Annotated in this window: 14 protein-coding genes and 1 tRNA gene; 9 read left to right on the forward strand and 6 right to left on the reverse strand. The window is 72.3% G+C overall.

Going from position 1 to position 14,223, the window contains the following annotated elements:
* Positions 1-70 precede the first annotated feature (70 nt).
* Positions 71-1,576 carry a potassium/proton antiporter gene (locus ACWCV3_RS01485; protein ID WP_451216788.1) on the reverse strand — a complete coding sequence of 502 codons (1,506 nt, stop codon included), beginning with the start codon at positions 1,574-1,576 and terminating at the stop codon, positions 71-73.
* Between the two features lie 269 nt (positions 1,577-1,845).
* Here ACWCV3_RS01485 and ACWCV3_RS01490 point away from each other — a divergent pair, with 269 nt between their 5' ends.
* Positions 1,846-4,668 carry a penicillin acylase family protein gene (locus tag ACWCV3_RS01490; RefSeq protein WP_451216640.1) on the forward strand — a complete coding sequence of 941 codons (2,823 nt, stop codon included), beginning with the start codon at positions 1,846-1,848 and terminating at the stop codon, positions 4,666-4,668.
* Positions 4,669-4,740: 72 nt separating this feature from the next.
* Here ACWCV3_RS01490 and ACWCV3_RS01495 read toward each other — a convergent pair whose 3' ends face one another.
* Complete coding sequence (locus tag ACWCV3_RS01495; RefSeq protein ID WP_451216643.1) at positions 4,741-5,361, reverse strand: 5-formyltetrahydrofolate cyclo-ligase; 621 nt, start codon at positions 5,359-5,361, stop codon at positions 4,741-4,743.
* Between the two features lie 92 nt (positions 5,362-5,453).
* On the opposite strand from ACWCV3_RS01495, the gene galU reads away from it, so the two are divergent.
* The 7 genes from galU (at position 5,454) to ACWCV3_RS01530 (ending at position 10,997) form a co-directional block, all read left to right on the forward strand.
* On the forward strand, positions 5,454-6,365 hold the full coding sequence (gene galU / locus ACWCV3_RS01500) for a UTP--glucose-1-phosphate uridylyltransferase GalU (RefSeq protein ID WP_451216646.1): 912 nt from the start codon (positions 5,454-5,456) through the stop codon (positions 6,363-6,365).
* A complete protein-coding gene (gene glp, locus ACWCV3_RS01505; RefSeq protein WP_451216649.1) occupies positions 6,362-7,678 on the forward strand; it encodes a molybdotransferase-like divisome protein Glp in 1,317 nt (438 codons plus the stop codon). The genes galU and glp overlap by 4 nt, the downstream gene beginning before the upstream one ends.
* Before the next feature lie 134 nt (positions 7,679-7,812).
* Positions 7,813-8,292: a cyclic pyranopterin monophosphate synthase MoaC gene (gene moaC, locus ACWCV3_RS01510; protein ID WP_451216652.1), complete on the forward strand. Its 480-nt coding sequence runs from the start codon at positions 7,813-7,815 to the stop codon at positions 8,290-8,292.
* Complete coding sequence (locus tag ACWCV3_RS01515; protein WP_451216655.1) at positions 8,289-8,816, forward strand: MogA/MoaB family molybdenum cofactor biosynthesis protein; 528 nt, start codon at positions 8,289-8,291, stop codon at positions 8,814-8,816. Before moaC ends, ACWCV3_RS01515 begins: the two co-directional genes overlap by 4 nt.
* 20 nt (positions 8,817-8,836) lie before the next feature.
* The gene (locus ACWCV3_RS01520; protein ID WP_451216658.1) at positions 8,837-9,466 is read left to right on the forward strand and encodes a GNAT family N-acetyltransferase; all 630 of its coding nucleotides are present in this window, start codon (positions 8,837-8,839) and stop codon (positions 9,464-9,466) included.
* Positions 9,467-9,648: 182 nt separating this feature from the next.
* Positions 9,649-10,854 carry a divisome protein SepX/GlpR gene (gene sepX, locus ACWCV3_RS01525; RefSeq protein WP_451216661.1) on the forward strand — a complete coding sequence of 402 codons (1,206 nt, stop codon included), beginning with the start codon at positions 9,649-9,651 and terminating at the stop codon, positions 10,852-10,854.
* A gap of 69 nt (positions 10,855-10,923) precedes the next feature.
* A tRNA-Ala gene (locus ACWCV3_RS01530) sits at positions 10,924-10,997 on the forward strand.
* A gap of 99 nt (positions 10,998-11,096) precedes the next feature.
* Here ACWCV3_RS01530 and ACWCV3_RS01535 read toward each other — a convergent pair.
* The 3 genes from ACWCV3_RS01535 to ACWCV3_RS01545 form a co-directional block, all read right to left on the reverse strand.
* Positions 11,097-11,597 (reverse strand): tetratricopeptide repeat protein, encoded by a 501-nt coding sequence (locus tag ACWCV3_RS01535; RefSeq protein ID WP_451216664.1) that lies wholly within the window; start codon positions 11,595-11,597, stop codon positions 11,097-11,099.
* Positions 11,598-11,616: 19 nt separating this feature from the next.
* Positions 11,617-12,078, reverse strand: coding sequence for a class F sortase (locus tag ACWCV3_RS01540; protein WP_451216667.1), 462 nt, complete (start codon positions 12,076-12,078; stop codon positions 11,617-11,619).
* 133 nt (positions 12,079-12,211) lie between these two features.
* Positions 12,212-12,709: a GNAT family N-acetyltransferase gene (locus ACWCV3_RS01545; protein WP_451216670.1), complete on the reverse strand. Its 498-nt coding sequence runs from the start codon at positions 12,707-12,709 to the stop codon at positions 12,212-12,214.
* A gap of 68 nt (positions 12,710-12,777) precedes the next feature.
* On the opposite strand from ACWCV3_RS01545, the gene ACWCV3_RS01550 reads away from it, so the two are divergent.
* The gene (locus ACWCV3_RS01550; protein WP_451216672.1) at positions 12,778-13,581 is read left to right on the forward strand and encodes an exodeoxyribonuclease III; all 804 of its coding nucleotides are present in this window, start codon (positions 12,778-12,780) and stop codon (positions 13,579-13,581) included.
* Here the strand turns inward: ACWCV3_RS01550 and ACWCV3_RS01555 are convergent.
* Positions 13,578-14,198 (reverse strand): MerR family transcriptional regulator, encoded by a 621-nt coding sequence (locus ACWCV3_RS01555; protein ID WP_451216791.1) that lies wholly within the window; start codon positions 14,196-14,198, stop codon positions 13,578-13,580. The genes ACWCV3_RS01550 and ACWCV3_RS01555 overlap by 4 nt on opposite strands.
* Between the last annotated feature and the right edge of the window lie 25 nt (positions 14,199-14,223).

The raw sequence follows: 14,223 nt of genomic DNA on the forward strand, positions 1-14,223 counted from the left end.
AGTTGGTTCGATCAGATGCCCTGATCGTACAGGCGGCCCGTGGTCGCCGGACCTGTGAGAACCAGCACCCTCAGTGCCGGTGCTCCCTGCCGCCCGTCCCCAGCCAGTCGGCCAGCTTGCCGCCCTGCGTCACCGCGCGCAGCCGGCGTTCGGCCTGGTCGCGGACCGGGTCGGTGGCCACCACCAGCAGCTCGTCGCCGTGCCGCAGCACGGTCATGGGGGAGGGGACGAACGAGGTGCCGTCCCGGACGACCAGGGTGACTGCGGCCCCCGGCGGCAGCCTCAGCTCGCCCACCTCCACACCGTTCATCCGGGAGTCGCCCGGGACGATGAGCGAGAGCAGGTGCCCGCGCAGCCGCTCCAGCGGCGCGGACTCGATGCCGAGGTCGGACGCCTCGCCCTCCTCGCCGAGCCGCAGCTTGCGGGCCAGCCAGGGCAGGGTCGGGCCCTGGACCAGGGTGTAGACGACGACCAGCACGAAGACGATGTTGAACAGCCGGCGGCTGCCCTCGACCCCGCTCACCATGGGGATGGTCGCCAGGATGATGGGGACCGCGCCGCGCAGCCCCGCCCAGGACATCAGCGCCTGCTCCTGCCAGGGCACCCGGAACGGCGTCAGGCTCAGCACCACGCTCAGCGGGCGGGCCGCCATGGTCAGCACCAGTCCGATGATCAGCGCGGGCAGCACGTCGTCGCCCAGCTCGTGCGGGGTCACCAGCAGGCCGAGCAGGACGAACATGCCGATCTGCGCGATCCAGCCCAGCCCCTCCGCGAACCCGCGGGTGGCCGGCCAGTGCGGAAGCTTGGCGTTGCCCAGCATCATCGAGGCCAGGTAGACGGCGAGGAATCCACTGCCGTGGGCCAGCGCACCGGCCGCGTAGGCGGTGACGGCGATGGCCATCACGGCGATCGGGTAGAGACCGGAGGCCGGCAGGGCGACGTGCCTGAGTCCCCAGGACCCGAGGAAGCCCACCGCGAGCCCCAGTGCGGCGCCGATGGCCAGCTCCAGCAAGATCTCGGCCAGCAGGACGTACCAGTGCTCCACCGGACCGGCCTGGCAGAAGGCGACGACCAGGATGACCACCGGGGCGTCGTTGAAGCCGGACTCCGCCTCCAGCGTGCCCGTCACCCGCGAGGGGAGCGGGATCTTGCGCAGCACGGAGAACACGGCCGCCGCGTCCGTCGAGGACACCACCGCGCCGACGATGAACGCCTGCCGCCACTCCAGCCCGACCAGATAGTGCGCGCCCGCGGCCGTCGCGCCGACGCTCACCGCGACACCCACCGTCGCCAGCACGGAGGCGGACGGCAGGGCCGGCCGCACTTCCTTCCACTTCGTGCCGAGACCACCCTCGGCGAGGATCACGACCAGGGCCGCGTACCCGATGACCTGGGTCATCTCCGCGTTGTCGAAGCGGATGTGCCCCACGCCGTCGGAGCCCATGACAACGCCGATCCCGAGGTAGACGAGCAGCGTGGGGAGCCCGCTGCGCGAGGAGATCCGTACGGCCGCGACCGCGACCAGGAGGACCAGCGAGCAGGCGAGCAGGAGCTGGTTGAGGTGGTGGACGGTCAGCGGCGCATCCCTTCATCGGCCCGCGCGGGGGCGCACGTGGGCTCGCGTACACAAGACACCGAGGGGCGGCGGACCGCACCCGACTACTTCGTTACCTTACCTAACTCTTGACGTTTCCTTGACGCTCGGATGGGCTGGATCGAACGGCCGTGCGCGCCGGTTCCCGACTCCGCGTCAAGTGGTTCCTGGGCCTGCGCCTATGGTTGCTCCAGCGCTCATTCAAAGTCACAGCCCCGTCTGCCGCTCGCGTGAGGACAGCAAGGACAGCGATGCCCCCCAATACCACCGCCACATCGGGTGACAAGCCCGGCACGTCCGGCAGGAAGAAGGGGCGCAAAGCCCGACTTGTCGTGATTCTGCTGGTCCTGGCCCTCATCGGAGGCATAGCCTTCGGGGCGTTCTGGTCCATCAGCACCGTGCGTGCCTCCTTCCCCCAGACCAAGGGATCGGTCACGCTGGAGGGCCTCTCCGGCCCCGTCGACGTCAAGCGCGACGGCTACGGCATCCCGCAGATCTACGCCTCCTCCGACGCCGACCTGTTCATGGCCCAGGGCTACGTCCAGGCGCAGGACCGGTTCTACGAGATGGACGTGCGCCGCCATCTCACCTCCGGCCGTCTTTCGGAGATGTTCGGCAGGAGCCAGGTCAAGAACGACGCGTTCCTGCGCACCCTGGGCTGGGACCGGGTGGCGAAGCAGGAGTACGACACCAGGCTGTCGGCCTCCGCGAAGAAGTACCTCCAGGCGTACGCCAAGGGTGTCAACGCCTACCTCGAGGGCAAGGACGGCCAGGACATCTCCCTGGAGTACGCGGCCCTCGGCCTCGCCAACGACTACAAGCCCACCGAGTGGACCCCGGTCGACTCGGTCGCGTGGCTGAAGGCGATGGCCTGGGACCTGCGCGGCAACATGCGCGACGAGACCGACCGCGCCCTGATGACCAGCCGCCTGACCCCGCAGCAGATCCGCGAGCTGTACCCGGACTACCCCTACGACCGGAACAAGCCGATCGTCCGCGAGGGCCAGTACAGCGCGCTGAGCAAGTCTTTCCAGCAGGACGGCGCCCCCTCGGGCACCGGCACCCAGGGTGCCCAGGGCACCCAGGGCTCGACCGGCTCGGCGGGCAGCACCGCCACGGGCAGCGGCGCCGGCACCCAGGGCACCCGGGGCGCGGCCGGCGGCACCGCCGGCGCCGGTCTCACCGGCCAGCTCACCGGGCTGACCAGGGTCCTGGACGACCTCCCCACCGCCGTCGGCGTCAACGGCCAGGGCATCGGCTCCAACTCATGGGTCGTCTCCGGCGCGCACACCATCACCGGCAAGCCGCTCCTCGCCAACGACCCGCACCTCTCCGCCTCGCTGCCCTCGGTCTGGTACCAGATGGGCCTGCACTGCCGGAACGTCTCCAGCAAGTGCCAGTACGACGTGGCGGGCTACACCTTCGCGGGCATGCCCGGTGTGGTCATCGGCCACAACGGCGACATCGCCTGGGGCATGACCAACTCGGGCGTCGACGTCAGCGACCTCTACCTGGAGAAGATCTCAGGCGACGGCTACCTCTCCGACGGCAAGGTCCGCCCCTTCCGTACCCGTGAGGAGACCATCAAGGTCGCCGGGGGCGCGTCCAAGAAGATCGTCGTGCGTCAGACCGCCGACGGCATGCCGCTGCTCTCCGACCGCGACGACGAGCTGGTGGAGGTCGGCCGCAAGGCCGGCGTCGACACCGCCGCCCCCGACCGCGGCGACGGCTACGGCATCGCGCTGCGCTGGACCGCGCTCGACCCCGGCACCTCCATGGACGCCGTGTTCGCCATGGACAGGGCCTCCGACTGGAACGGCTTCCGCAAGGCCGCCGCGCTGTTCGACGTCCCGTCCCAGAACCTGATCTACGCCGACTCCGAGAACATCGGCTACACCCTGCCGGGCAGGATCCCCACGCGCGCCGCGGGCGACGACGGCTCGGTGCCCGCGCCGGGCTGGGACTCCAAGTACCGCTGGACCGGCTTCCTGGACCAGGACGAGCTGCCGCACGAGTACAACCCCGAGCGCGGCTACATCGTCACCGCCAACCAGGCCGTGGTCGACAAGGACGCGTACCCGTACACCCTGACCACCGACTGGGGCTACGGCACCCGCAGCCAGCGCATCGCCGACCTGATCGAGTCCAAGATCAGGGACGGCGGCAAGGTCTCCACCGACGACATGCGCCAGATGCAGCTCGACAACAGCAGCGAGATCGCCAAGCTGCTGGTGCCCAAGCTGCTGAAGCTCGACCTGGACGACCCCGAGGTCCGCCACGCGCAGAAGCTGCTGGAGGGCTGGGACTACACCCAGGACGCCGACTCGGCCGCGGCCGCCTACTTCAACGCCGTGTGGCGCAACGTCCTCAAGCTCGGCTTCGGCGACAAGCTCCCCAAGGAGCTGCGCGCCAAGAACCAGTGCCTGTGGGTGGAGCGGACGGGCAGCACCGGTCCGCTGGACGACCGGAGCAAGGTCCGCGAGTGCGGTCGGCGGGACGCCGACCAGGCGCAGCCGGACGGCGGCGACCGCTGGTTCGAGGTCGTGCGCACGCTCATGGACAAGCCGGACAGCCAGTGGTGGCAGGCGCCCAAGTCGGGCAACCGCCCGGCCGCGCACAACCGCGACGAGCTGTTCACCCGCGCCATGATCGACGCCCGCTGGGAGCTGACCGCCAAGCTCGGCAAGGACATCGACACCTGGAGCTGGGGCCGCCTGCACCGGCTGTTCCTGAAGAACCAGACCCTCGGCCTCCAGGGCCCGCAGCTGCTCCAGTACGCGCTCAACCGCGGCCCTTGGAAGCTCGGCGGCGGCGAGGCGACCGTCAACGCCACCGGCTGGAACGCCGCCGGCGGCTACGGGGTGGTGTGGGTGCCGTCCATGCGGATGGTGGTCAATCTGGCCGACCTCGACAAGTCCCGCTGGATCAACCTCAGCGGTGCCTCGGGCCACGCCTTCAACGCCCACTACACCGACCAGACCGACAAGTGGGCCGACGGCGATCTCCTGCCCTGGTCCTTCTCGGCCAAGTCGGTCGACGGCAGCACGAAGGACACGCTGAACCTGCGGCCGTGAGCCGCTGACGGCGTCAACCGCATGAAGGCCCTCCGCGCGCGCGTGGAGGGCCTTCATGCGTGTCGGGGGCGCTCAGGGGCCTGCGAAACGGCGTACCCCGGCCGGGGTGACCACGGCGTGCACCGGGCGGTCGTGGTCCTCGGCGGGCACCCGCGCCACCACCTCCGTGTCGTACAGCAGCACCACGAGCGCCGGACGCGCGCCCGCGCGCTCCAGGCGCGCCAGCACCCGGTCGTACGACCCGCCGCCCCGGCCCAGCCGCATCCCGCGGCCGTCCACCGCGAGGCCCGGCAGCAGCACCACGTCCGCCTCCGTCACCGCGTCGGGTCCGAGGCGCGGCCCGGTGGGCTCGGCCAGCTCCATGCGCCCGCCGTGGCTGGCCACCTCCAGCGAGCCGGGTCCGGTGTAGGGGCCCCAGTCGAGGTCGTCGTCGGGGAGGAGCACGGGCAGCAGAACCCGCGTGCCGCGCTCGCGCAGCGCCTCCAGGAGGGCCGCCGTACCGGGCTCGGTGCCGACCGAGACGTAGGCGGCGACCGTGCGGGCGGCGGCGAGTTCGGGCAGGGCGAGGGCGTGCGCGGCGAGGGCGCGCTCGTGCGCGAGAAGTCCCTTCTTGGTCAAACCCCTTCTGTTCGCCAGGAGTTCACGTCGTAGACCCCTCTTCCCGGGGTCGTTCGCATGTTCGTCGGATTCCACTTCAGGCCGCCTCCATTTCGGTCCGCGATTATCACGCTCACCTAAGCGGAGCAGGGGATTTCCCCCTAAGGACACCGGTTAGAGTGGCGCGCATGACTGAGTTGCACCCGAGGATCAGCAAGGCTGTCATTCCGGCAGCCGGGCTGGGGACCCGCTTTCTGCCCGCGACCAAGGCGACGCCCAAGGAGATGTTGCCGGTCGTGGACAAGCCGGCCATCCAGTACGTGGTCGAGGAGGCGGTGACCGCGGGTCTCGAGGACGTACTCATGGTCACCGGGCGCAACAAGCGTCCGCTGGAGGACCACTTCGACCGCAACTACGAGCTGGAGTCCGCTCTCGGGAAGAAGGGCGACGCCGACCGCCTCGCCAAGGTCCAGGAGTCCAGCGACCTGGCCACCATGCACTACGTCCGCCAGGGCGACCCCCGCGGCCTCGGCCACGCCGTGCTGTGCGCCGCCCCGCACGTCGGCAACGAGCCCTTCGCGGTCCTCCTCGGCGACGACCTGATCGACCCCCGCGACCCCCTGCTCCAGCGCATGATCGAGGTGCAGGAGCAGCACGGCGGCAGCGTGGTCGCCCTCATGGAGGTCGCCCCCGAGCAGATCCACCTCTACGGCTGCGCGGCCGTGCAGAGCACCGAGGACGGCGACGTCGTCAAGGTGACCGGTCTGGTCGAGAAGCCGGACCCGGCGGACGCCCCGTCCAACTACGCCATCATCGGCCGCTACGTCCTCGACCCGCACGTCTTCGACATACTGCGCAAGACCGAGCCCGGCCGGGGCGGCGAGATCCAGCTCACCGACGCCCTCCAGCAGCTCGCCGAGGACGAGAAGGTCGGCGGCCCGGTGCACGGCGTCGTCTTCGAGGGCCGCCGCTATGACACCGGCGACCGCGCCGACTACCTGCGTGCCATTGTCCGCCTCGCGTGCGAACGTGAGGACCTGGGCCCGGACTTCAGGACCTGGCTGCGCAGTTTCGTCGCCGAGGAGATGCAGGAACGTTGAGCACCGCCGCGAACCGTCCCGTCGGACCGGACCACGTGTGGTCGGTGGACGAGCATCTGGAGGACGTCCTCCGCACCGTCCGCCCGCTCGACCCCATCGAGCTCCAGCTCCCCGACGCGCAGGGCTGTGCGCTGGTCGACGACGTCATGGTGCCGGTGTCCCTGCCGCCCTTCGACAACAGCTCCATGGACGGCTACGCGGTACGGGTCACGGACGTGACCGGCGCGAGCGAGGAGTACCCGGCGGTCCTGGACGTGGTCGGTGACGTCGCCGCCGGCGACGCCGCCCCGGTCCATGTCGGCCCCGGTCAGGCGGCCCGCATCATGACCGGCGCCCCGCTGCCACCCGGCGCCGAGGCCGTCGTCCCCGTCGAGTGGACGGACGCCGGGCTCGGCGGCGGCCCGGCGAGCGGGATGCGCGCCCGCGCCCAGGCGCCCGAGGGCGCCGAGGGCCAGGTCCGGATCTTCCGGCCCGCCGGGACCGGGGCCCATGTCCGGCCCAGCGGCAGCGACGTACGCGCCGGTGACCGGGCGCTCGCCGCGGGCACGGTCCTCGGCCCGCCCCAGATCGCGCTGCTCGCCGCGATCGGCCGGGGCACCGTCCGGGTGCGGCCGCGCCCGCGCGTCGTCGTGATGTCCACCGGCAGCGAACTCGTCCAGCCCGGCGAGCCGTTGGAGCACGGCCAGATCTTCGACTCCAACAGCTTCGCCCTAGCCGCCGCCGCCCGGGACGCGGGTGCCATCGCCTACCGGGTCGGCGCGGTCGCGGACGACGCGGACGTGCTGCGCTCCACCATCGAGGACCAGTTGGTCCGCGCCGACCTGCTGGTCACCACCGGCGGGGTCAGCGTGGGCGCCTACGACGTGGTCAAGGAGGCGCTCACCGAGGTCGGCGAGGAGGGGGGCGGCGGGGTGGACTTCCGCAAGCTCGCCATGCAGCCCGGCAAGCCGCAGGGCTTCGGCGTGGTGGGCCCCGACCACACCCCGCTGCTGGCCCTGCCCGGCAACCCGGTCTCGTCGTACGTCTCCTTCGAGCTGTTCGTCCGCCCCGCCATCCGCGCCCTGATGGGCCTCCCGGAGGTCCACCGGCCGCGTACGCGGGCCACCCTCGCGGGGGACGGGCCGGTGCGCTCGCCCGAAGGCCGCCGCCAGTTCCTGCGTGGCAACCACGAGGACGGCGAGGTCACTCCCGTGGGTGGCAGCGGCTCCCATCTGATCGCCGCGCTGGCCCACGCCAACGCGCTGATCGTGCTCCCCGAGGACACGACCGAGGCCCGGCCGGGCACCGAGGTCGAGGTCGTCCTGCTCGGCTGAGCGCGCCGTCCCCGCGCGGGCCGGGCAGCGGGTCCCGGCCCGGTGCCCCGGCCGACTTGGCGGTACCGTGGCGCGCACAGGAGGCCCGCGCATCGCCCGCGCCGGCGGGCCGCGAACGGGAAGCGCCGCACACCATGAGTACGCACGACCGACTGACGCACATCGACGAGGCGGGCGCGGCCCGCATGGTCGACGTATCCGGGAAGGAAGTGACCGCGCGCACCGCCCGTGCCAGTGGCCGGGTGCTCGTGTCCCCGCGCGTGGTCGAGCTGCTGCGCGGGGAGGGTGTGCCCAAGGGCGACGCCCTGGCCACCGCCCGGATCGCGGGCATCATGGGTGCCAAGCGCACCCCTGACCTGATCCCGCTGTGCCACCCGCTGTCGGTGTCCGGTGTGACGCTGGACCTGGCCGTCACGGACGAGGGCGTGGAGATCACGGCCACCGTGAAGACCACCGACCGCACCGGCGTGGAGATGGAGGCGCTCACCGCGGTCTGTGTCGCCGCGCTCACCGTGGTCGACATGGTGAAGGCGGTCGACAAGGGCGCCGTCGTCACCGACGTACGGGTGGAGGAGAAGACGGGCGGCAGGTCCGGCCACTGGAGCCGGGCGTGACCGGCACTCCGTACCGCGCGCTGGTCGTCACCGCCTCCAACCGCGCCTTCGCGGGGGTCTACACCGACAAGGGCGGCCCCGCCGTGGCCGAGGGCCTCACCCGGCTCGGCTTCGCCGTGGACGGCCCGCGGGTCGTCCCGGACGGAGACCCGGTCGAGACCGCCCTGCGCGCCGCCGTCGCGGCCGGGTACGACGCGGTCGTCACCACCGGCGGCACCGGCGTCTCGCCCACCGACCGCACCCCCGAGGCCACCCGCGCCGTCCTGGACTACGAGGTACCGGGCATCGCCGAGGCGATCCGGGCGTACGGACGCGAGAAGGTCCCCACCGCCGCGCTCTCGCGGGGCCTGGCCGGGGTCGCGGGCGGCACCCTGATCGTGAACCTGCCCGGTTCCAGCGGCGGGGTGCGCGACGGCCTCGCCGTGCTGGAGCCGCTGCTGACGCACGCCGTCGACCAGATCCGCGGCGGCGACCACCCCCGGCCCGACGCACCGGGCCACACGGGCGCCGGGGGTGCGAGCTGACCGGCAGATCCTGGCCCGCGGTGCTGGTCGACGGCGATGTCGTCCTGCGGCCGATAAAGGTGCGCGACCAGCGTGCCTGGCGCGAGGTCAACCGCCGCAACCGGGAATGGCTGCGCCCCTGGGAGGCGACCATCCCGCCGCCCACCGCGAGCGGGCCCGTCACGCACCGGCCCACCTACCGCCAGATGATCCGGCACCTGCGCTCCGAGGCGACGGCCGGCCGGATGCTGCCGTTCGTCATCGAGTACCAGGGGCGCCTGGTCGGCCAGCTCACGGTCGCCGGGATCACCTGGGGCTCCATGTGCTCCGGGCACATCGGCTACTGGGTGGACCAGTCCGTCGCCGGGCGCGGGGTGATGCCGACCGCCGTCGCGCTCGTGTCCGACCACTGCTTCCGCGCGGTGGGACTGCACCGGATCGAGGTCTGCATCCGCCCGGAGAACCGGCCCAGCCGGCGCGTGGTGGAGAAGCTCGGCTTCCGCGAGGAGGGGCTGCGGCCGCGCTACCTCCACATCGACGGTGCCTGGCGGGACCACATGGTCTACGCGCTCACCGCCGAGGAGGTTCCCGACGGCCTGGTCGAGCGCTGGCGGCGCACGCGCGCGGGGCGGCCAGGACAGCCGGGGAATGCGAACAGCACCGGAAATTGAATATCTGTTCGAATTCATGCCCGGGGCGACCATCTCAGGCCCGTCTCCGGGCATTCAATTCCCCCCTTCGACGGTCCGCTGATCGCATCGGTCGCAAAAATGCTGGAAATATCAGCCAGATCGTGCGACACACCGGCTCAATTGGCGGATGGCCCCGAGGAAACCCCTCTACCGTGTGAGTCGTGAGCAGCAGCGGCCTCATCTACGCAGTCATCGTCGGGGCCTGGGCCGCCTACTTGGTGCCGATGTGGCTCCGTAGGCAGGACGAGCTGAACGAGGCCCGTCCGACGGAACGCTTCAGTACCGCCATCCGGCTGCTGTCCGGAAGGGCGGGAATGGAGCGCCGGTACGCCAAGGACCTGCGGGCGCGCTCCACCCGGGAGGGGGAGCCGGACGCCGGTGACCCGGACGTCGCCACCGACCCGGTGGACGTCCGGGACTTCGCCGTGCCTCCGACGCGCCGTCAGGTCCGGGCGGACGCCGAGCCCGAGCGGCAGGTGCGGGCGGAAGCCCCGCGCGACCAGGCGGCCCCCGCGGCCCCCAAGTCGCCCGCCGCGCAGGCGCATCCGTCCCGGGACGCCCAGACGCCCGAACCCGAACACGCCCCCGCCCGGCGCGCGCCCTCGGCGCAGGCCGCCGCGGCGCGCGCCCAGCGCACGAAGGTGCTCGCCCGCAGACGGCGCACCACCGTGCTGCTGTTCCTCGCCTTCACCGTCGGCGCCGTCGCCGCCGCGGTCGGCGGTCTGGCCCTCCTCTGGGTCCCCGCGGTCCCGGCCGTGCTGCTCAGCGTCTACATCGGCTATCTCCGCCGGCAGGAACGGCGGCGGTTCGCCTTCCAGATGGACCGCAGGAGTGCCGAGGACGCGGCCGCCCGGCTGCGTGAGCGTGCCCGTCAGCCGCGCCGCCGCCCGGCCGCCGAGGCGGCCGTCGTCGCCGACGAGCCGGAGGAGGGAACGGGGCCGCACACCGACCCCGCTCTGTCCGCCGCCCTCGCCGCCGACCGGCGCGCCCTGGTCGAGCAGACCGACCACGCCGAATGGGTCGACCAGCAGCGTGAGCGCCAGCGCCGCCCCGGCCACGGCGAGAGCTGGGACCCGGTGCCGGTGCCGCTGCCCACGTACGTGACCGCGCCGGTCGCCCCGCGCGCCACCGCCGACGTTGACCTGGGCGCCCCCGGCACCTGGAGCTCGGCCCGCTCCAGCGCCGTCACCCCGGAGCAGCGCCCCGAGGTCCCGGCGGCCGGTCCGGCGCCGGACGAGGAGCGTCCGGAGGACGCGCGGGGCGACGCCCGGCGCAGCGCCTCCGCCCGCCGCTCCCGCGAGCGGGGCCGCACCCCGCTCTTCGACCAGTACGAGGACGGCGACCGGCCGCGCGCCGCCAACGAGTGAGCCCCTGACCAGTCCCGGAGCGGATTTCCGAGCACGCCGATCGGGATGCTAGAGTTTCACTCGTTGCAAGGGCCTGTGGCGCAGTCCGGTAGCGCACCTCGTTCGCATCGAGGGGGCCAGGGGTTCAAATCCCCTCAGGTCCACGTAACGCTCCTCCCGAGTCCGCTCGGGAAGGGTTCACGAGACCCCGTCCGATCTTCTGATCGGACGGGGTCTCGTCGTTTTCCGGTTTCTCCCGCCCGTCAGGCCGGGTCGGTCACCGCTTCCGCGTATCGGGCCACGGAGATCCGGTAGGCCGGGAGGTGGGGTGCGAGGGCGCCCAGGGCGAGGGCGGCGGCCTCGCGTTCGCGGCCGAGGTCGATGAGGGTCAGGGCGAGGAACGCGGTGACGGCGTCGTCCAGGTGGTCCGAGGTGTGGGCGCGCTCCGTGAGCAACAGGTCGGCGGCCGCCTCCGGTTGGCCGAGGGTGCGCAGGGTGCTGGCCAGCTGGACGACGGCCTGGCGCCGGCGGTCGTCGGGCAGGCCGGTGTCCAGGGCCCGGCGGTAGAGGGGGACGGCGTCCTCGCCCAGGTCGGTCGCGTCGTGGGCGGAGGCGAGTTCGTAGGCGGCCACGGGGTGGTCCGGGGGCAGTTCGCCGGTCAGCGCGGCCATCCGGGAACGGAACCGGGCCGCGTCCAGGTCGTCGAAGGCGTCCCACAGGGCGGCGCACCGCTGTTCCCACTCCGGTGTGGTGTTCGGGGTCATCGGGTCAGCCTCGCACCTGTCAGCCCCTGGCGGGTACCAGGTCGCCGTAGACGATGATGTTGTCCGGGCGGTGGCCGTTATCGATGGCTCCGCCGCAGGTGATCAGGCGGAGTTCGGGGCGGGTCGTGTCGCCGTAGACCCTGTCGGTGGGGAAGGCGTGCTTGTCGACCTGCTCGACGGTGCGGACGGAGAAGACGGCGGAGGAGCCGTCGGCGCGGGCGACGGTGATCCGGGCGCCCTGTCTGATCCGCCCGACGTTCCGCAGCACGGCCGGGCCCTTGACGGTGTCGTAGTGGCCGATCAGGACGGCGGGGCCGGTCTCGCCGGGGGTGACTCCCTTCGAGTACCAGCCGATCCGGTCGGCCTGCGCGACGGAGGGGACCTCCACCGTGCCGTCGGCCGCCAGGCCCAGCTTCAGGACCGGGCCGGTGTCGACGCCCGCCGAGGGGATCGTGACCCGGACCGGGAGCGAACGGGCCATCGGAGCAGCCGACTTGGCGGGTGCGGCGACCGGGGTGGAGACGGGACTTTCGGCGGAGTGATCGCCGGCACGTCACAGGCGCGTCACAGGGGAAGTGGTGGCCTGTGCTGCGGCAACAGGCCACCGGGCCGCGTTACTCGGTGGCCTCCGGCGCCCCGAGCGGCTTCGCGTAGCAAAGGCTGTTCTCGTGGTGGCGGTAGTAGCCGAACTTGGTGCACGGGGTGTAGCCGCTGGAGGTGTAGAGGGCGATGGCCTCGGGCTGTTCGGTGCCGGTCTCCAGGACCATGCGGGTGCGGCCGGCCGCGCGGGCGTCCTCCTCCAGTTCGGCGAGGATGCGGCGGGCCAGACCGTGGCCGCGCATCTGCTCGATGACGAACATCCGCTTGAGCTCCGCGTCGCCGTCCTGGTTGCCCTCCTCGTTCAGGTCCTGGCTGCGCCAGCCGCCGGTGGCGACCGGGCGCCCTTGCGCGTCGTAGGCGATCAGGTACGCACCTCTGGGCGGGTCGAAGTCGGCAGGGTCGAGCGAGGTGGCGTCGCCGCCGTCGCCGTAGCGCACGTGGTACTCGGCCTGGACCTCGTCGTTGAGCTTCACGGCGTCGGGGTGGTCGAAGCGAACGCGGCGTATAATCATGCTGGTCATCGTACTTCTATGCAGTGGAGGGCGGTCGGTCTCCACCAGTGTGCCGGTATCGTGCCCTGGTGCTGACTGTGACCTCGGTGAACGTGAACGGACTGCGGGCCGCCGCCAGGAAGGGCTTCGTGGAGTGGCTGGAGCGGACCTCCGCCGACGTGGTCTGCCTCCAGGAGGTGCGCGCCGAGCCGCAGCAGCTCCCGGAGCCCGTACGGCGGCCCGACGGCTGGCACGTGGTGCACGCGCCCGCCGCCGCCAAGGGCCGGGCCGGTGTCTCCCTCTACACGCGCCGTGAGCCCGACCGTGTCCGCGTCGGCTTCGGCTCGGCGGAGTTCGACGGCTCGGGCCGCTACGTCGAGGCGGACCTCCCCGGAGTGACCGTCGCCTCGCTGTACCTGCCCTCGGGCGAGGTGGGCACCGAGCGGCAGGACGAGAAGGTCCGCTTCATGGGCGAGTTCGCCACCCACCTGGAAAAGCTGCGCGAGCGGGCCGCCGCCGACGGGCGCGAGGTCCTGGTCTGCGGCGACTGGAACATCGCCCACCAGCAGGCCGACCTCAGGAACTGGCGCGGCAACGTGAAGAACTCCGGGTTCCTGCCCGAGGAGCGGGAGTGGCTGAGCCGGGTGCTCGGCCCCGAGGACGGCGGGTACGTGGACGTCGTCCGCGCCCTGCACCCCGGGACCGAGGGGCCGTACAGCTGGTGGTCCTACCGGGGCCGCGCCTTCGACAACGACTCCGGCTGGCGCATCGACTACCACATGGCGACCCCCGGCCTGGCCGCGAAGGCGGTCAAGGGCTGGGTCGAGCGCGCCGCCACCCACGCCGAGCGCTGGTCCGACCACGCCCCCGTCACGGTCGTGTACGAGCGTTAGTCCAGCGTGCTCAGCCGCCGGTCCATCGCCAGCGACAGCTCCGCCTCCACCACGCTGCGGGCCAGCGGGCGCAGGCGCCGCAGGGAGTCCTCGGGGGCGTGGCGGCGGATCACGTCGGCGAAGAGCGCCGCGAGGGCGTCCGCGTGTTCGCGGACCCGGGCCGCGGCCGTCAGGACCTCGGCCAGCGGGATGCCCTCGCGGACCAGCGCCGAGGAGACGTCCAGCAGGCGCCGGCTGATGTGCACGATCTCGTCGCCGTCGGTGCCGACGTAGCCGAGGTTCATCGCGGCCGCCAGGTTCTCCGGCGTGACGTCGCCCTCGAAGCGGGCCGCCAGCTCCTCCGGGGTGAGCCGGACCGGCTCCTCCTCGGTGGGCGGGGCGACACCGAGCAGGTCGGCGACGTCCCGGCCGTTGTCCAGCGCCTCGGCCAGCTCGGCTATGCCGTTCAGCGTGTGCCCGCGCTCCAGCAGTGCCGCGATGGTGCGCAGCCGGGCCAGGTGATGGTCGTCGTACCAGGCGATACGGCCCTCGCGGCGGGGCGGCTGGATGAGTCTGCGCTCGCGGTAGAACCGCAGGGTGCGCACGGTGATGCCGGCGATGCGCGCCAGTTCCTCCATGCGGTACTCGCGCCCGCCGGCCTGC

Source organism: Streptomyces sp. NPDC001781, assembly GCF_053596035.1.